Raw genomic sequence first — 18,218 nt, 5'->3', positions numbered from 1 at the left:
AGTCTTTGATACTCGTGGATGAGTCTTTGATACTCGTGGACGAGTCTTTGATACTCGTGGACGAGTCTTTGATACTCGTGGATGAGTCTTTGATATTCGTGGACGAGTCTTTGATACTCGTGGACGAGTCTTTGATATTCGTGGATGAGTCTTTAATACTCACCTCCCCTGCTCCCCGTGCTCCCCCTGCCTCCCCTGTCCCTCTGCCTTCTTACCGGGGATAGGTAATAATAACTCGCGATCGCCCACCGCTAAATGGTGTATGACGCCATGAATTATTGATAATTACCGGATTAACTACGGTTGAGTCTCGAATTGTCGGATTAATCAAAGTTGGGTTAATCAGCGTGGAATTTCTCAAGTTCTGCCTGAATTGGGGATAAGAATAATTGGGGTAAGTTGGATTAACCAGCGTGGAATTTCTCAAGTTCTGCCTGAACTGGGGATAGGAATAATCGCGGTAATGATTGCGTTGTGGCATTAGTCCCGTTGTTGGGTCTACAGGCATAGGCGTGGGAATCGGACTACCATAAATAAAGGAACCCACAGAAGGCGATGATTGCCTGACTCCATAACCACCATCAATCACGATCACAGACTGGGCACAAGCTGGAGCAATGCTTACACCCATCACTGCTAAAGTCATACCTGCTAAGAGCCAATTCAGTTGCGAATGCTTGATTTTCAACATAATTTTGCTCACCTGCATTTAATACCCGGAATTTTTAATCAGAAAATAGTTGCAGCTACTTAGTTAAAATTTTAGAAGTTTATTCACTTTTAGATTGTCAGCTTTTGAAAAGATTCCAAAAAGATTGCTGGCATTGGCAAAATGAAAATAGTGCTAATTTTTGTATAAGACGTGAGTACAGAAAGTTTAGAAATTGCTAAAACCCTCTACCAGACTGGGAAAGTTGCCTTTGAGAATGGGCAATACCGCCAAGCTGTAGAAAATTTAGAAAAGGCTAGCGCTCTGTTAGCTCGTAATTCTCGCCTTGGGGGCGAAGTAGAAATTTATCTGGTGACAGCTTATGAAGCAGCTGGACGCACGGATGATGCGATCGCTCTTTGCGAAAGACTCAAACGCCATGCCCATTTTGAAATTAGCAAACAAGCGCGGCGGATGCTTTATATCTTAAAAGCACCAAAGCTGAAAAGACCCAGCGAATGGATGACTGAAATCCCCGATTTGGGCGCATTAGCCGATAATGAACTCAAAATTTCTGTACCTGCTAAGTCTACTAAATCTTCTGGGGAGCAAAAGCCTAAACCTGCCGAGCCAGAATTTGTTGACCTCAGTCAGGTCAATACCAGAGATAATCGCTTTATCTGGGTGGCGCTAATTGCCATTGGTTTAACCATCTCGTACTTGGTTTGGTTAAATTTTTCAGGAACTCCTGGCTGATAACAATTTTGGATTGGGGACTGAGGACTGGGAAGATTTGAATGAAGATTCAGATCCAAACCAAATCTTACTCATATTTTCTTACCCAGTCCCAGAGCGATCAAAATTGGTATTCCAGGAATCTCAAACAATACTAAGAAGTCAAGATTGGTTCAAAAGTTTGACTTTTGGGGAGATTTATAGTTATGAATTCTTCAATTTTCGGAAAGATTTTCTTGTGGTTAGTCAGACCATTTAGTTTTGTGTTGGCAAATATGAAATTGCTCTCACCACTGAATGGTCGAAATCGAATGAACCGGGTCTTTCCTATGCGAAATCCTATTCTGTGGCTAGTCCTGTTAACATCTCTGCTACTGACTGGCTGTGTGAAATACGATGTGGGACTTAACTTTGACAACTCAAATAGTGGCGAACTAGTACAGCATATTAAGTTAGGAGAACGGCTAACCAGTTTTAGTGGCGATTCGGTGTACGAATGGTTAAAGAGCATAGAACGTCGTGCCCGTCAACTTGAAGGTAAAGTACAGCGAGTTTCCCAAGAAGAAATCATCGTCACAATTCCTTTTAGCAGCGGTAGGGAATTGCAAGAGAAGTTCAATGAATTCTTTAACTCCCGTGCAAATCAACCCTCTGAGTCTGTAGAGAGCCAATCTAACTCAGAACTGCCGAAAATTGAATCAAACGTCCTCTTAGAGGAGAATAATTTTTTACTTTTAGTCCGAAATCGGTTGATTTATGATTTAGATTTGCGATCGCTCTCTCTAATCGCCAGCAAAGGTAACGTCCTAGCTAATGCTGGTTCAATTCTCGATTTAGAATTTAGCTTGAAGACTCCTTGGGGAGCCAAAAATATTCAACTAACTGAAACTGCAATTGAGCCAGAAAAAAATGGCAATCAATTAGTGTGGAAACTCCAGCCTGGTGAGCTAAATCACATAGAAGCTGTTTTCTGGCTTCCTAGTCCCCTTGGTATCGGTGGGTTGTTAATTATCCTGTTCGTCTCAGGAGGATTGTACTTGAGATACAATTTCATGCCAGATCCCAGAATTCAGTTTCCTCCCAAAGCAGCAGCAATCCAGGAACAGTAGACTATTCATTTGTTAAATATTGTTAGCGAAGCCGATGCATTCTCCATCGGCTTTTTTACCTTTTCCCCATTTTGTAAAAATGAGTTATAGCGAATTAGCCAAAGAAATTGTTCGTGTATCCTACTTGAAAGGCGAGTTTCGGTTACGTTCTGGTCAGATATCTGACCATTACTTTGATAAATATCAGTTTGAATCTAATCCTTTGTTACTGAAGCAGTTAGCTAAAGAAATGGTAAAAAAGATTCCACTAGGAACGGAAATTCTAGCAGGACTGGAATTAGGGGGAGTTCCTTTAGCAACAGCAATTTCATTAGAAGTTGAATTACCAGTTGTCTTTGTTCGGAAGACAAAAAAAGAATATGGTACTGAGAAGATAGCAGAAGGAATTAATATCCAAGGGAAAAAATTGTGTATCATTGAAGACGTGATTACAACAGGTGGTCAGGTTGTAAAAAGTACCGAAGCGCTGCGTAATCAAGGAGCGATCGTGGACTTCGTACTCTGCGTAATCTGGCGTGGAAGAACAGAAGACAACAGCCTCGAAAAAGCTGGTATTCAAAAACTTCCTCTATTTGATATGGAGGAGCTTTCGGTGTGGATGGAACTGTCTTGAAGCCCACAGTCAAAATATCTTGGACAATAACCCTAAAAATACTTAGGTTTGAGATAAGACTTGTGTAATTTAAGCTTAAACATTACTATTGCTATGTTCTCGTTGTTCGCTACCATACCAACGTTCAGCAAGTCCATTGAGTTGATGAAGGATTTCAATGAGTTCCTGACCGCGTTCTGTAAGACCATAAGTGACTTGAGGTGGAACAGTTGGTTCATACTGGCGATAAATAATTTCTGCGGCCTCCAGCATCCTCAGTCTTTCTGTCAGCACTTTGGTTGAGATGCCCTCGACTTGGCGCTTCAATACACCAAAGCGAGTAGGCCCACTATTACACAACACCCACAGTATATACATTGTCCAAGGTCCTGTTAATAAGGACATCAAAATACTTATTGGGCAAGCATGAGGATTTGTAGAAGCAGACATCGATAAGTTAGCCAAAATTATCTAGTAGTTACTTGATGGTAACTACTTTACTTTAGTAACTAGTTACTTTTAGTATCTGATGTAATGCTTTGAAATAAAAATTCAAAAAAAGTAAAAGCAGTAAATCTTAGTTAATCAGGAGATATTCGATGGTAAATATTCTACATATTGATTCCAGCCCCCGTGGTGAACGATCGCACTCCAGAGAATTATCCAAGGAATTCGTCAGTGCTTGGAAAGCAGCGCATCCTGAAGATGCGATCGCTTATCGAGATTTAGGGCATTACCCAGTTCCTCACGTTGATGAAGCTTGGATTGCGGCGGCATTTTCACCACCAGAAACCCATACCCCAGAATTAACTGAGGCACTTAGGATTTCTGATGAACTGATTGATGAGTTTTTGGCAGCCGATCGTTATGTCTTTGGAGTGCCCATGTACAACTTCAATATACCTTCGACTTTCAAGGCTTACATCGACCAAATCGTTCGTACTAACCGGACTTTTGCTATAGATGCTCAAGGCTATAGAGGATTAGTCGAGGGTAAAAAGGCGGTTATCATCACAGCTCGCGGTGGTGACTTTAGCGCAACATCTCCTTTGCTTGCTTATGATTTCCAAGAACCTTACCTGCGGGCAATTTTCGGCTTTATTGGGATTACAGACATTCAATTTATTAACGCTAATAGCCTGAATGAAGGTGATGCCCGTACCCAATCTTTATCAGAAGCAAGGGCAGCAATTCAAGATGCGATCGCTCAGTGGTAAGAGGGGCAGAGGGGTAGAGAGGCAGGGGGGTGGGGTAGGGGGGCAGATGGTAAAACTCTTCTCCCCTGCTCCCCTGCCTCTTCTTCAGGGTGACAACCGCTCAATTTTCCAAATGCTGTTATCTAAACGGCTATAGAGCAAGCGATCATGCAGACGGCTAGGGCGTCCTTGCCAAAACTCAATTTCTGTAGGGATAACTCGTAAGCCTCCCCAATGAGGCGGTCGAAAAATCTCCTGATTTTTATATTTGCTTTGAAACTCCTGCAAGCGTCGCTCTAAGACTTCTCGGCTTTCTATCACCTCACTTTGATTAGATACCCACGCACCCAGGCGACTGTTGGCAGGACGACTGTGAAAATACTGGTCAGACTCAGTTTCGGAAACTTTCTCCACATACCCCGAAATTCGGACTTGACGTTCCAGTTCTGCCCACCAAAAGACTAAAGCCGCCTGGGGGTTTTCTGCTAATTCTTGTCCTTTGTGACTGTTGTAGTTGGTAAAGAAGGTAAAGCCCCGTTCATCAAAATTCTTAAGCAGCACCATTCTGGCTGAAGGCTTACCATCTGGTGTGGCTGTGGCAATGGTCATGGCATTGGGTTCAGGGAGTTGTGCTGCGAGTGCCTGATCGAACCATTTTTTAAATTGGATAAAAGGATTGAGGTCTATTTCGAGTTCGCTCAAACCTTCCAAAGTGTAGTCTTTGCGAAGGTCAGCTACGGTTTTGTCCATTGTGATTTGTTTCCTTGCTATCAGATACGCTTATATATATATTTCTCAAAAATATCTATGATGATGATCGGATGACGATCAGCGCCATCAAGAATTTTACAAACTCTCTCAAAAAATATCTAAAATAGGTTGCATAAAATGCGCCGTTCGGCCTCCCTCCAACGTCTGTTAATTTATGGTCTGAGCGGTCCAGTTATCGCTCTCAATATCTGGCTACTATCCTTGCTTTTTCGCTATTTCCAGCATCCCATTACTGTCTTAAGCATTGCGGCAATTCTGGCTTTTCTGCTAAATTACCCGGTTAAGTTCTTTGAACGTGCCCAGATCACGCGTACTCAGGCGGTGATCATAGTTTTACTGGCAACATTAACGCTGCTTGGGATTCTGGGCGTCACCCTAGTGCCGTTGATTATTGACCAAACAATCCAACTATTAAATAAGATTCCTGATTGGTTAGCGGGTAGTCAAGCAAACCTAGAGCAGTTTGAAATGCTGGCAAAGCAACGACGTTTGCCAATCGATCTGAGGGTTGTGAGCAGTCAAATCAATGCCAACATTCAGAATGTGGTGCAACAGCTAGCTTCTGGTGCAGTAGGATTTGCTGGAACACTGCTTTCAGGATTACTTGACTTAGTGTTAGTCATTGTGCTTGCATTTTATATGCTTTTATATGGCGATCGCGTCTGGTATGGTCTGATCAATCTTTTGCCCTCTAACATTGGAGATCCCCTGACCACATCCTTGCGCTTAAACTTTCAGAACTTCTTCCTCAGCCAGCTGTTACTAGGATTGTTCATGGTGCTAACCCTGACACCAATTTTCTTAGTGATAAAGGTGCCTTTTGCCCTGTTGTTTGCCATATTAATTGGGATCTCAGAACTCATTCCCTTTATCGGGGCGTCTCTGGGTATTGGTCTGGTGACGATTTTAGTGCTGCTGCAAAATTGGTGGTTGGCAGTTCAAGGTGCGATCGCAGCGATTCTCATGCAGCAGCTTAAAGATAACTTGTTAGCTCCCAGGTTACTCGGCAATTTTATCGGACTGAATCCCATCTGGATTTTTGTGTCTATTCTAATGGGATTTGAGATTGCTGGTTTATTAGGGACACTTGTTGCTGTTCCAATTGCTGGTACTATTAAGGGCACTTTCGATGCTATTAAGAGTGGCAAGCCGAGTAATTTTGTTTCAACTGTCACTATTGCTCGTGATTCACCTCCTGATTAAGGTGGCAGAGGGGCAGGGGGCAGGGGAAGTTAAACCAATTCGCAATTCGCAATGACGCTCTCTACGAGACGCTAAAAGCGTAGCTTGCTTCTCTGTTAGAGTACGCGGACTCGCTATCTTCTACAAAGAGAGCAATTACGTTTTGTAACAGGGATTTTAATTAGGTATTCAATTCGTGCTGCCATTCTTAAACAGGGGAATTAAACTGAGCATACTTTGTTAAAACTTGAACGTTCACCCTCAGAAGCTCAACCTTCACCTTCAGAAGCTCACCTTCACCTTCAGAAGCTCAACCTTCACCTTCAGAAGCTCAACTTCCACCTTCAGAAACTCTACTTTGAGCCATTGAGGCTGAACTTTCAAATTCTAACTCCCAATGCCCAATACTTCGGCTACGCCCTTTGGCTACGCTCAGGACAAGCTCAGTACAAGTGCCCAATACTTTGACTTACCTCGGCTTCGCCCTTACTTCGACGCCGCTCAGTAAAAGTCGGCTACGCTCAGGACAGGCTCGGCACAAGTCGCAGTTCGACTGCGCTCACCGTAAACTCAGTACAAGTGCCCAATGCCCAAAGTGAAAAGTTGCACAATCTAATCTCACAATTCACAATGGTGATTGATTACAAATTTCAGAGGATACTGCCAGCAGGCAATTTCTGAACAAAAGAAGCGCAAGCGAATGTATAGAGTATACGCTTTGCCAATAGTCAATTAGTTTAGTCTTGAATTTACGGTCTTTTGATTCTCATTAATTAACTTAGAACCTGTTAATGGAAGCTTCCGAGCTGTTAGAAACAATCACATTTTTGATTTACCAAGCCGAGCAGGGGGAAATTGATCCTTGGGATGTCCAAGTGATTGAGGTGATTGACCGCTATTTAGAACTGATGGCACCAGGGGCAATAACAAGAGGCTATGAAGCGGACTTGTCTCAATCTGGACAGGCATTTTTATCAGCATCAATGTTGGTATTATTCAAAGCCAATACCTTAATGCAATTGTCAACAGTTGGAGATGCACAAGATGGTTTAGAAGATGATGTTCTATTGGAAGGTGAAGACGGTGTATCACATCAGGGTCATCGTCTACCCTTAGAACGGCAATTACGTCGTCGTCCAGCGGCGATGCCGCCACCAAAGCGCCGGGTGACTCTGCAAGAGTTAATCGAGCAATTGCAGATTATGGCTAACCAACTGAAACTGGTAGAAAAAGTCAGCAAACCTATCCGTCCCAGGCGTCAACCTAGCGTTCAAAGTATGCGGGAGGCGCTGGAGTTAGCTCACCAGGAAAATCTGACAGAAGTCGCTGGAGAACTGGAGCAGGTGTTGAAATTGTCGACAAGAGAGTTAAGTTTAGAACAAAATTGGTTGAATTTAGAACAACTTGTAGAATTGTGGACTAAGACAAAGCTTCTCAACCAAAATGGGTCTGGACATGAGTCTAAACACAGTAACCTAGTTAGCGTTTTCTGGGCACTACTATTACTTTCGGCTCAATCGAAAGTAGAGCTATTTCAAGAGGATTTTTATCATGAAGTTAAAATTCGCTTAATTAGAGATTCAGCTAATATTGGCAAACCTTTTGAACATCCGATGAACTAAGAAAGTCAAAAATAGTCCTACAGATAATTTCTCTAAGAAAGGCAGAAGTCAGGAGGCAGGGGTAGAAGGAGGAAAATATATTTATATGTTGCCCTTTGTTGAAAAGTGACACTCTTGTGTTGCTAACAGAGGGCCGGAAACCGATGATTCAACTTTTCGCTCTGCCAGAAGTAAAAGCGCCCTAAATTTATGTATGGAAAGGTAAAACAATTTAAATCTAGAGTGCGGGTGTCAAGATTTCAGGCTTCCTTGTGAGAAAAATAGGAATTTATTTATGGGGTTTTCCTCCTAGCTTTCAGCATAGCTACTTCCTGCATTGTCATAGATTTTTGATTCAGCCCCAAAATCCGAGTAAATTGAAAAGATAAGCGATCGCTTGTCATCTAGGTATATCGATGGTTGTAATAACCACTAAATTCCTGTTATCCCTATTCTGGGGGATGACTTAGAGCAGAAATAAAAACTGATGATTAAGTATCACTCGATGAAAGTAAACTGGCTTGTGGTTAAGGAATAAATTTTTATGAAAGCGATGATTCTCGCGGCTGGCAAGGGTACTCGCGTGCGTCCGATTACCTATACAATTCCCAAGCCAATGATTCCCATCCTGCAAAAGCCAGTGATGGAGTTCTTGCTGGAACTGTTACGCCAACATGGATTTGACCAAATTATGGTCAACGTTAGTCATTTGGCTGAGGAAATAGAAAACTATTTCCGTGATGGTCAGCGGTTTGGGGTGCAGATTGCCTATTCCTTTGAAGGGAAAATAGATGACGACGGGAAACTGGAGGGGGAAGCAATCGGTTCAGCTGGAGGAATGCGGCGTATCCAAGACTTCTCACCCTTTTTTGATGATACCTTTGTGGTTTTATGTGGTGATGCTTTAATTGACTTGGATTTAACTGCGGCTGTTAAATGGCATAAATCAAAAGGAGCGATCGCTACCATTATCACTAAATCTGTCCCCAAGGAAGAAGTTTCTAGCTATGGTGTGGTTGTGACTGACGAAGATGGTCGTGTTAAAGCTTTCCAAGAAAAACCTTCAACTGAAGAAGCCCTCAGCACCAACATCAACACAGGTATTTACATCTTTGAGCCAGAGGTTTTTAACTATATTCCCTCTGATGTCGAATATGACATTGGTAGCCAATTGTTTCCCAAATTGGTAGAAATCAAAGCCCCCTTTTACGCCATTCCTATGGACTTTGAATGGGTAGATATTGGTAAAGTCCCAGACTATTGGCGGGCGATTCGCGGTGTGCTGCTGGGTGAAATCAAAAATGTGCAAATTCCTGGTCATGAAGTCGCCCCCGGCATCTACACTGGCTTAAATGTCGCCGTAAATTGGGACAAAGTGGATATTACAGGCCCCGTTTACATTGGCGGTATGACCAGAATCGAAGACGGAGCTAAAATTGTCGGGCCAGCGATGATTGGCCCCAATTGTTGGATATGTAGTGGCGCAACAGTGGAAAACAGCGTGATTTTTGAATGGTCGCGCCTGGGGCCAGGAGTCCGGTTAGTCGATAAGCTGGTATTTGGACGTTATTGCGTAGATAAAACTGGCGCTGCGATCGATGTTCAAGCCGCTGCTTTAGACTGGCTGATTACCGATGCTCGTCAGACACCGCCATCCCATACCCCTCTTGAACGACAAGCGATAGAGGAATTGTTGGGGACGAATGTAAATTAAAGTTAGGAGTTAGGAGTTAGGGGTTTGGAGTTATTATTTCGTCTTTCCCTCTTCACTTCTAACTCTTAACTTTATTCTTAACTTTTCACTCCTAACTCCTAACTATTTAAGTACGTATATCTTCTAAGACTCTGCTCGTAGGTTTGCAGTAGTCGTTGAGATTCCGCTAGGGTGATGCGCTTTTCTTCTAATGCTTTCTCGCAGCGCTGGCGAATGTTTTCCACCATATCTTCGGAGTCATATTGGACGTAGCTTACCACTTCGCTCATGGTGTCACCTTTGACAACGTGTTCAATCTGGTAGCCTTTGGGCGTTAATTGGATGTGAACGGCGTTGGTGTCGCCAAACAAGTTGTGTAAATTGCCCATGATTTCTTGGTAAGCTCCATTTAAGAACATCCCCAAATAATAGGGTTCTCCGGGCTTGTAGGTGTGCAACTCTAACACCGATTTGACATCACGTAGGTCTATAAAGCGATCGATTTTACCATCACTGTCGCAGGTGAGGTCTGCTAAAATTCCTCGCCGTGTTGGTTCTTCAGCCAAACGATGGATTGGCATGATCGGGAATAGCTGGTCAATCGCCCAGCAATCTGGTGCTGATTGGAACACTGACATGTTGACGTAGTAGATGGAAGCCATAATTTTTTCTAGGTCTTCCAGTTCATCAGGTACGTATTCTTGTTGTCTAGTGATGTTAAGAATTTTTTGACAACAAGCCCAGTAGAGCCGTTCAGCTTTGGCTCGTTCTCTAAGGCGTAAAATTCCTAAGTTAAACCGACTGATGGCTTCTTCTTTGAATTGTGCAGCGTCGTGGTATAACTCTTGGTAATTTTCTTGGCTGATGGATTGAAAGCTTTCCCAAAGATAATTAATAATTGGGGATTCTCCCTCTTGTGGAGGTTCTGGTGGATTGAGGGGGACATCACTGGTACTGAGAACGTCAAAAATCAGCACTGATTGATGGGAAGCGATCGCTCGTCCACTTTCACTAATCAGTGTTGGTACGGTAATATCCCGTTCAGCACAGGTATCTTTTAACTCTGCCACGATGTCGTTGGCATAGTTCTGCATGTTGTAATTTTTTGATGCATAGAAGTTGGTTTGGGAGCCATCATAATCTACACCCAAGCCGCCACCAACATCAAGATATTTCATGTCTGCTCCCAGCATTGCCAATTCCACATAAATACGGCTGGCTTCTTGGATAGCATCTTTAATCACATTAATGGCAGAGATTTGTGAGCCGATGTGGAAGTGCATCAACTGCAAAGAATCGAGCAGGTTAGCTTCCCTTAACTTGTCAACAGCCTCGATTACTTCAGGCATTGTCAAACCAAATTTAGCGCGATCGCCACTAGAGGCTCCCCAACGTCCCATGCCTTGTGTACTGAGTTTAGCACGAACCCCTAATATCGGTTTAATACCTAACTGGTGATTGGCATCGATCACCAAATCAACTTCTTCAATCTGTTCTAAGACGATGATTGGTGTTTGCCCTAGTCTTTGGGCTAACATTGCTGTTTCGATGTATTCTCGGTCTTTGTAGCCGTTGCAAACTAACAATGCTCCTGGTGTATCCAACACAGCTAGAGCAATCATTAATTCTGGCTTGGAACCGGCTTCTAAACCAAATTGATGGGGTTTGCCAAATTTCACTAAATCCTCAATCAAATGCCGTTCTTGATTGCATTTGACGGGAAACACGCCACGGTAGACACCAGGGTAATTATAGCGAGCGATCGCTTTGGCAAAACAAGCATTCAACCGCTCAATCCGGTCTTCCAAAATATCTGAAAAGCGAATCAACATGGGAAGTCCCAAGTTGCGCTGCTTCATGGCGTTGACCAATTCAAACAAGTCTAAAGAACCCCCACGATCGCCCTTGGGTGCTACGGTAACGTGTCCAGCAGCACTAATGGAAAAATAAGGTTGTCCCCATCCTTCAATGCGGTACAAGGCTTCGCTATCCTCAATTTTCCAGGAGCGAGGTAAATCTCCTGTGGTAGGACTCGGTGGTAACAGCTTTTTCTGTTTATGATTTTTCACTTCAGATTTGTATCCATTGGACGGGACTTGTACCACCTCGTCAGATGTAGCAGTTGGCTCAACACCCATTTGTTTTTAACCTCTGTTTTTCACCCACGAATTAACAATTTAGCGCATTCATTTGGGAACGTATATGCACCCAAAGATAATTTCTGAGATAAACTCTGATTGGTCAAGAGTCGTATGTCATTAGTTATTGGTCATTGGTCATTAGTGCAAAACCCTTGGACTCAAGACAGAGGACGAAGAACAAATGACATAGACGCGCGCGCCAGCGGCTGGCTACTCTTCGAGTTCTCCAACGGAGTACCCGCAGGGTAGGACAAAGGACAATTGACTAGATAAAAACTTTATTAAGCTTTGGGAGATAGCAATGGAACGCACATTTTTAGCAATTAAGCCTGATGGAGTACAGCGGGGATTAGTGGGGGAAATTATCCGTCGCTTTGAAACTAAAGGTTTTACCCTAGTTGGTTTAAAGTTCCTGAAAGTCAGTCGGGATTTGGCTGAACAACACTATGATGTTCACCGGGAACGTCCCTTTTTTAGTGGTCTAGTCGAATTTATCACTTCTAGCCCAGTGATAGCGATGGTATGGGAAGGTGATGGTGTCGTTGCATCTGCCAGAAAGATTATTGGTGCGACGAACCCTTTAACAGCAGAGCCAGGGACGATTCGGGGCGATTTTGGTTTGAATATTGGTCGCAACTTAATCCACGGTTCTGATGCTCAAGAAACCGCGCAACGGGAAATAGCTCTATGGTTTAAGGATGAAGAATTGGTCAGTTGGCAACCACACTTAACGCCTTGGTTACACGAGTAATGGGGAGTTAGGAGTTAGGAGTAGAGACGTGATTAATCGCGTCTGTACAGGAGTTAGGAGTTAAAAATTTCTCACTCTTCACTCCTAACTCCTGACTTATTTAGAGACTTCGCTCTTTTCCGGTTCTACTTGGGGTAATTCAGTACTAACGCGCTTGGAAAATCCCCAGCCTAAAATCAGGAAGATGGCAGCAATCATGATCCATTCTGGTGGAACTAAACTATCGTTGACTACTTTCAACAACAAACGTAAACCCACTAAGGCTACAGTTACATAGCCTGCGTCTTCTAGGTTTTCATATTCGTCTAGCCAACGGATAAACAATCCCGCCATGAATCGTAGCGTAATAATACCAATTGTTGCACCTGTTAGCACTAGCCATTTTTCTTGAGAAACTGCGATCGCAGTTGTCACGCTATCCAAAGAAAATGCCAAATCTGTAAATGCAATCACAGGTATCGCTTGCAACAATGAATTAAAACGCGGTCCGTGATGGTGATCGTCTTTGGATTCTTCCGAGGTAAAGTGTTGGAATACCAACCACAGCAGATAAGCAGCGCCCAATAATTCAAATTGCCAGAATTGTTGTACCCAAGTAGCAGTAAGAATCAGGGTGATTCGCAGCACATAAGCAACGACTAAACCAAAGTTCAAAGCTTTACGCTCAAGTTCTTTGTCTTCCAGCCCCCTAGCGATCGCAGCGAGAGCGATGGCATTGTCGGCAGATAACAGCGCCTCTAAAAGCACCAGGATCAGCAGAACTATCGGGGCTTCAACGCTGAAATGAAAGTCGAGGTAATCAAAAATTCGGTCTAGCATTCCGGGTTTCTCAAACAGAAAAAATTAAAATTTGACAAGAACAGAGATTTGCATATTAAAAAGCGCAATAAATTGCCACTCTAATTCAGCTTAACGTGGTTGTGGTGCATTTTGAAGGGGGTTGAATGTGTGCGCTCGTCGTGCAAGTGGGGTAATTTGCGTATAAGTCAATACACCAAAAGTTTTAACATCTTGCTCAATGCGATCGCAATGGACTGCTGTCAGTTCGCATCTAGAATTAGGATATGAGAACAAAAATATGGTAATAGTTTATGAATATTTCTTTAACGACCGAGCTTGAGCAGTAATATAGCGTTTTGCAACCACATAAGGTATACCCCTCCCCGATGCTTTGAGGCTACGGTGTACACACAAGTCTGAAATAGCTGATTAACCAAGATTTTACCCCACCCTAACCCTCCCCGATATATTGGGGAGGGAACTAGATTTTCCGGTTTCCCCCCTTAACAAGGGGGGATTAAGAGGGGTAATTCGACTTATTGCATTAAAATTTGACGGATTAAAATACTCATTACCTCGCCTGGGTTGGCGGTTGGTAATAGCGGACTCCAATCGCCGGTGCTGGCGTAGCCAATCACTTGCAGATAGTGAATTGTGCTAGTAACTGCTTTTGGAGAACCTATTAATAGATGTTTAATCGGTTCTCTTTTCGGTAATTGATTTTCAGAAGATTGATTAAGGATGGGTGTATTTAAGTTTTCGCCCTCTAAGTACTGTTGTAATTCTGATTGGGCGAACTTCTGATTTTTTACAAACTTTTGTACTTGTGCCATCATTGTAATTGTCTCCCAGAATGGGGGTTTACAGAAAGGCGATCGCAGATTCTTGGCAGAGGGCGATCGCCTTTCTTATTTATATAGTATAGTATAATTTTATACTTGTAAATCCTTAAATCAAAAATAAATTAACAGTCAAAAGTATTTATTTGTAGCTACTAATTATTTTTTTTGCCGTCGTTATTTGGCATCTAGAATTAGCCTATGAGAACAAAAATATCGTCATAATTTATGAATATTTCTTTATGAATGACACACTTCTACAACGCATTACTTACAGCAGATTTCAACTTTGTGAGGTACAGAAATACCCCACCCGCGCTATCGCGCACCCTCCCCTTACCAAGGGGAGGGTTGGGGAGGGGATAAACTTGCTCAATTTCCCCCCTTTATAAGGGGGGATTAAGGGGGGAGTCGTTCATCGAATTCGGGGAGTCGTTTATCGAATTCGGGGAGTCGTTTATCGAATTCGGGGAGTCGTTTATTGAATTCGGGGAGTCGTTTATTGAATTCGGGGTGTTGTTTATTGAATTCGGGGAGTCGTTTATTGAATTCGGGGTGTTGTTTATTGAATTCGGGGAGTCGTTTATTGAATTCGGGGAGTCGTTTATTATTTTTGTTCAATTTTAATTTGAGGAGGATAAAACCGAAACACAAAAAGACTTTTCACCTAGTCCCCAGCGATGCACTGAGTTTCGACACAACGACTGCACCCTTACTTCGACGCCGCTCAGTACAAGTCGGCTACGCTCAGGACAAGCTCAGTGCATCGCTGCGCGGAAATCGAGCGAAGTCGAGATTCAACTACCGCTTGTCGTTGGCGCACTTGTACTGAGTTTACGGTGAGCGCAGTCGAACTGCGACTTGTGCCGAGCCTGTCCTGAGCGTAGCCGACTTGTACTGAGCGGCGTCGAAGTAAGGGCGAAGCCGAGGTAAGCCAAAGTAGCCTCTCGTAGAGAAGTGTCCCCAGTTCCTTACTATAATCACAACTTTCGCTTCACTTAAATAACCCTAAAAATTTCTCCCACAAAGAATTATTATTAGCATTATTCTTAACTTTACGGTTAGCACTCTTTTGAGCTTGAAGATTTTCTAGATTTTGCCGAACAGTAACCGTCTTGGAATGATTCACCCCAAACACCTGCTGACAAATTTCTAAAGCTTGCAGAAACAGGGGTTCGGCTTGGTCGTAACGTCCTTGAGAATAGTAGAGTCCTGCCAGGTTGTTCAGGCTGGTGGCAACATCAGGATGTGCATCTCCCAGCAGGCGTTTATAAAGTTCTAAAGCTTGCAGATACAGGGGTTCGGCTTGGTCGTAGCGTCCTTGAGAATTGTAGAGTCCTGCCAGGTTGTGCAGGCTGGCGGCAACATCGGGATGTGCTTCTCCCAGCAGGCGTTTATGAAGTTCTAAAGCTTGCAGAAACAGGGGTTCGGCTTGGTCGTAGCGTCCTTGAGATTCGTAGAGCAATGCCAGGTGGTTCAGGCTACTGGCAACATCGGGATGTTCTTCTCCCAACAGGCGTTTTCTCTGTGCTAAAGCTTGCAGAAACAGGGGTTCGGCTTGGTCGTAGCATCCTTGAGAATTGTAAAGTCCTGCCAGGTTGTTCAGGCTGGCGGCAACATTGGGATGTTCTTCTCCCAGCAGGCGTTTACTCAGTTCTAAAGCTTGCAGACACAACGGTTCGGCTTGGTCGTAGCGTCCTTGAGACTTGTAGAGTAATGCCAGGTTGTTCAGGCTTTGAGCAACATCGGGATGTTCTTCTCCCAGCAGGCGTTTTCTCTGTGCTAAAGCTTGCAGAAACAGGGGTTCGGCTTGGTCGTAGCGTCCTTGAGAATAGTAAAGTCCTGCCAGGTTGTTTAGGCTGGCGGCAACATCGGGATGTGCATCTCCCAGCAGGCGTTTACTCAGTTCTAAAGCTTGCAGACACAACGGTTCGGCTTGGTTGTAGCGTCCTTGAGATTCGTAGAGTAATGCCAGGTTGTTCAGGCTGGTGGCGACAGAGGGATGTTCTTCTCCCAGCAGGCGTTTATGAAGTTCTAAAGCTTGCAGATACAACGGTTCAGCTTGGTCGTAGCGTCCTTGATAATAGTGAAATCCTGCCAGGTTGTTTAGGCTTTGAGCAACATCGGAATGTTCTTCTCCCAGCAGGCGTTTATGAAGTGCTAAAGCTTGCAGAAGCAGGGGTTCGGCTTGGTCGTAGCGTCCTTGAGATTCGTAGAGTAATGCCAGCCAGCTAAGGCTCTTGGCGAAATCGAGATTTTGTTCTCCCAAACGGGTTTGCACTGTTAATAATCCTTGCTCATACCAAAGTGCTGCTAGAGTATACAAACCTTGTCCTTGATAGAATTTGCCCAAGCCAGTGAAAACCCAAAATAAATTTTTATCTTGCACAACATCAATCAGATTTTGTGCCATCTCAGTTAAATGGGGAATTGCCAGTTGCACTGACTTGATATCCTCAAGGGTAGAAGATTCAGGTATTTTCTGAACAATTTCTACTAATGCTGCGGCAAAGGCTTTTTTGAAATTATCAGCTGTGTTTAACCCTACTAACTTCCCCTGTAAAAACTCTCTAATTAAAGGATGAATTTTATAGCAACTTTCTCCTTCTGCTACGCTTTGAATTAGATGGCGCTTATAAAGTTGCTTTCTCGCTTTATCTACATCTGCCTTCGCCCAATTTAGCTGCTGACTGACAGATTCAACTATTTGCCAAGGAATGATATCTGGGGCAAATAAACTCAACAACTCACCGACATACTGTGTCATATAATCGAGTTGTTGCCAGCTTAATTCAAATACGGCTTCCAATTGAGACTTTGGCTGGGCTGGTAATCGCTGTAAAATCTCTGCCAAAGACAAATTTGGATCTTCTGCCAAATACGCGCCGACTAATTGCAAACCTAAAGGCAGATATCCCAGCCATTTACATAAATTTGCTGCCGTTTGTGGTTCTCGTTGCACTCGCCTATCATTCTCACCCAACAAAGCTGTCAACAAATTCAAAGCATCGTTTGGTGAGAGTTCATCCAAAGTTATCTGTTGAACTGTTGAACCGAGATTTCGCAACCGAGTTGTCATCAATATACAGAAGCGGTTATCTGTTGGTAGTATTTGGCGACAATTATTCCAGTTAGTCACATCGTCAATATTGTCCAATACTACCAAGACTAGTCCTGTTTGTGGTTGCCAATTATGCCAGCACCATTTTGCTTGTTCCTGGGAAGTCAATAAGGTTTGCGGTACTTCCAGTTTCATGTAAAACTGAGCAAACTCCACAATCTCTGCTGCTAAATCTGGTTTTCTGGCATCTAACCAGCAAAGCCCACCAGGATAATTGTTTTTATAGCGGTGTGCGTATTGTGTCGCCAGTTCAGTTTTACCCATTCCTCCCATAGCAGCCACAGCCAAAATTGCCGCGTTGTCATTTTGCAGCAACTTTTTATGCACTTCTACAAGTTTCTCATCCCGCCCGACAAAGTTGGCGACACCCCGATAAGGAATATTATTTGGAGGAGATGAGTGTAACTGCCCAGTAGGGGAATTGTAGATACTAATATCACCTTGATAAACTGTTCCACTCTCAACCTGATTTTGCCAGCCCTTGGCATTATCCTGGTTGCTTTGGTTCATGATGGCTCAATTCAAGAATTGGGAGGTGCATGATGAATGTTAATATCGCCTTGATAAACTGTTCCACCCTCAACTTTAGTTTGCCATCCTTTGGCATTGTCTTGATTGATTTGGGTCATAGTGCTTTTGTCTACTATCTTACCAGCCTCAATTTCACGAGCCAGTGTTTCTACTTCTTTAGCAAACTCCGGTTCTTCGTGTAAAATTATCTGTAAGTAAGCAGCAACCCTGTCTAAATCTGGTTTCGAGCCTTTTTCAGCAGCAACAAGGGCTGTTTCTGCTTTCAGATTTCCCCGTAATTTACCCCAAATCTTTATTCGCAGCTCATCCATTTTAACAAGGGCTGCTTCCGTGAATTTCTCGATAGTTTTCTCAAATGCTTTGGTAAAAGCGAGAGTTGCGATCGCACTAGCTGTTATTGGTTCCAAATTATCCTACCTTATCCAGTGACATCTTATAGCGGTTTTCACTTGAGTGAGAGACAATCAAATGTACTATAGAGATCAAAGAAGTAAAATTTGTCACTAATGAAAGCATACTCCATAGAT

16 protein-coding genes and 1 pseudogene are annotated in these 18,218 nt (G+C 43.3%); 9 read left to right on the top strand and 8 right to left on the bottom strand.

Annotated elements, in window-relative coordinates; genetic code table 11:
• Positions 1 to 224: pseudogene (locus tag V7K60_RS16820) on the top strand (hypothetical protein); the annotation flags it as partial.
• Here the strand turns inward: V7K60_RS16820 and V7K60_RS16815 are convergent.
• Positions 212 to 691, bottom strand: coding sequence for a hypothetical protein (locus tag V7K60_RS16815; protein WP_334926993.1), 480 nt, complete (start codon positions 689 to 691; stop codon positions 212 to 214). The pseudogene V7K60_RS16820 and the gene V7K60_RS16815 sit on opposite strands and share 13 nt — an antisense overlap.
• Before the next feature lie 171 nt (positions 692 to 862).
• On the opposite strand from V7K60_RS16815, the gene V7K60_RS16810 reads away from it, so the two are divergent.
• The 3 genes from V7K60_RS16810 (at position 863) to pyrE (ending at position 3,106) form a co-directional block, all read left to right on the top strand.
• Complete coding sequence (locus V7K60_RS16810; RefSeq protein ID WP_334926992.1) at positions 863 to 1,405, top strand: tetratricopeptide repeat protein; 543 nt, start codon at positions 863 to 865, stop codon at positions 1,403 to 1,405.
• 185 nt (positions 1,406 to 1,590) lie between these two features.
• Complete coding sequence (locus V7K60_RS16805) at positions 1,591 to 2,493, top strand: DUF3153 domain-containing protein (protein ID WP_334926991.1); 903 nt, start codon at positions 1,591 to 1,593, stop codon at positions 2,491 to 2,493.
• A gap of 79 nt (positions 2,494 to 2,572) precedes the next feature.
• Positions 2,573 to 3,106, top strand: coding sequence for an orotate phosphoribosyltransferase (gene pyrE / locus V7K60_RS16800; protein WP_334926990.1), 534 nt, complete (start codon positions 2,573 to 2,575; stop codon positions 3,104 to 3,106).
• 75 nt (positions 3,107 to 3,181) lie between these two features.
• On the opposite strand, the gene V7K60_RS16795 is transcribed toward pyrE, so the two are convergent.
• Complete coding sequence (locus V7K60_RS16795) at positions 3,182 to 3,490, bottom strand: winged helix-turn-helix transcriptional regulator (RefSeq protein WP_334926994.1); 309 nt, start codon at positions 3,488 to 3,490, stop codon at positions 3,182 to 3,184.
• A 194-nt stretch (positions 3,491 to 3,684) separates the two neighbouring features.
• Here V7K60_RS16795 and V7K60_RS16790 point away from each other — a divergent pair, with 194 nt between their 5' ends.
• Positions 3,685 to 4,302, top strand: a complete 618-nt coding sequence (locus V7K60_RS16790; RefSeq protein ID WP_334926989.1) for an FMN-dependent NADH-azoreductase — start codon at positions 3,685 to 3,687, stop codon at positions 4,300 to 4,302.
• Positions 4,303 to 4,386: 84 nt separating this feature from the next.
• Here V7K60_RS16790 and pdxH read toward each other — a convergent pair whose 3' ends face one another.
• Complete coding sequence (pdxH, locus tag V7K60_RS16785; protein ID WP_334926988.1) at positions 4,387 to 5,031, bottom strand: pyridoxamine 5'-phosphate oxidase; 645 nt, start codon at positions 5,029 to 5,031, stop codon at positions 4,387 to 4,389.
• A 138-nt stretch (positions 5,032 to 5,169) separates the two neighbouring features.
• On the opposite strand from pdxH, the gene V7K60_RS16780 reads away from it, so the two are divergent.
• From V7K60_RS16780 to V7K60_RS16770, 3 genes are all read left to right on the top strand, one after another.
• Positions 5,170 to 6,255: an AI-2E family transporter gene (locus V7K60_RS16780; protein ID WP_334926987.1), complete on the top strand. Its 1,086-nt coding sequence runs from the start codon at positions 5,170 to 5,172 to the stop codon at positions 6,253 to 6,255.
• 770 nt (positions 6,256 to 7,025) lie between these two features.
• Positions 7,026 to 7,856 carry a ScpA family protein gene (locus V7K60_RS16775; protein WP_334926986.1) on the top strand — a complete coding sequence of 277 codons (831 nt, stop codon included), beginning with the start codon at positions 7,026 to 7,028 and terminating at the stop codon, positions 7,854 to 7,856.
• Positions 7,857 to 8,379: 523 nt separating this feature from the next.
• Positions 8,380 to 9,549, top strand: coding sequence for an NDP-sugar synthase (locus V7K60_RS16770; RefSeq protein ID WP_334926985.1), 1,170 nt, complete (start codon positions 8,380 to 8,382; stop codon positions 9,547 to 9,549).
• A 98-nt stretch (positions 9,550 to 9,647) separates the two neighbouring features.
• Here the strand turns inward: V7K60_RS16770 and speA are convergent, their stop codons facing one another.
• Complete coding sequence (speA, locus tag V7K60_RS16765) at positions 9,648 to 11,666, bottom strand: biosynthetic arginine decarboxylase (RefSeq protein WP_334926984.1); 2,019 nt, start codon at positions 11,664 to 11,666, stop codon at positions 9,648 to 9,650.
• A gap of 304 nt (positions 11,667 to 11,970) precedes the next feature.
• Here speA and ndk point away from each other — a divergent pair, with 304 nt between their 5' ends.
• Positions 11,971 to 12,420: a nucleoside-diphosphate kinase gene (ndk, locus tag V7K60_RS16760; protein ID WP_334926983.1), complete on the top strand. Its 450-nt coding sequence runs from the start codon at positions 11,971 to 11,973 to the stop codon at positions 12,418 to 12,420.
• A 96-nt stretch (positions 12,421 to 12,516) separates the two neighbouring features.
• On the opposite strand, the gene V7K60_RS16755 is transcribed toward ndk, so the two are convergent.
• The 4 genes from V7K60_RS16755 to V7K60_RS16740 all read right to left on the bottom strand — a co-directional run bounded on the left by V7K60_RS16755 (position 12,517) and on the right by V7K60_RS16740 (position 18,098).
• On the bottom strand, positions 12,517 to 13,239 hold the full coding sequence (locus V7K60_RS16755) for a TerC family protein (RefSeq protein ID WP_334926982.1): 723 nt from the start codon (positions 13,237 to 13,239) through the stop codon (positions 12,517 to 12,519).
• Between the two features lie 497 nt (positions 13,240 to 13,736).
• Positions 13,737 to 14,036 carry a hypothetical protein gene (locus V7K60_RS16750; protein WP_334926981.1) on the bottom strand — a complete coding sequence of 100 codons (300 nt, stop codon included), beginning with the start codon at positions 14,034 to 14,036 and terminating at the stop codon, positions 13,737 to 13,739.
• Positions 14,037 to 15,033: 997 nt separating this feature from the next.
• Positions 15,034 to 17,670 carry a tetratricopeptide repeat protein gene (locus V7K60_RS16745; protein ID WP_334926980.1) on the bottom strand — a complete coding sequence of 879 codons (2,637 nt, stop codon included), beginning with the start codon at positions 17,668 to 17,670 and terminating at the stop codon, positions 15,034 to 15,036.
• An 11-nt stretch (positions 17,671 to 17,681) separates the two neighbouring features.
• Complete coding sequence (locus V7K60_RS16740) at positions 17,682 to 18,098, bottom strand: hypothetical protein (RefSeq protein ID WP_334926979.1); 417 nt, start codon at positions 18,096 to 18,098, stop codon at positions 17,682 to 17,684.
• Positions 18,099 to 18,218: the final 120 nt, after the last annotated feature.

It is taken from the genome of Nostoc sp., from assembly GCF_036917555.1.
Lineage (GTDB): Bacteria > Cyanobacteriota > Cyanobacteriia > Cyanobacteriales > Nostocaceae > Nostoc.
The sequence above is the reverse complement of the archived record's forward strand: the minus strand, read 5'-3'. Positions and strand labels throughout refer to the sequence as shown.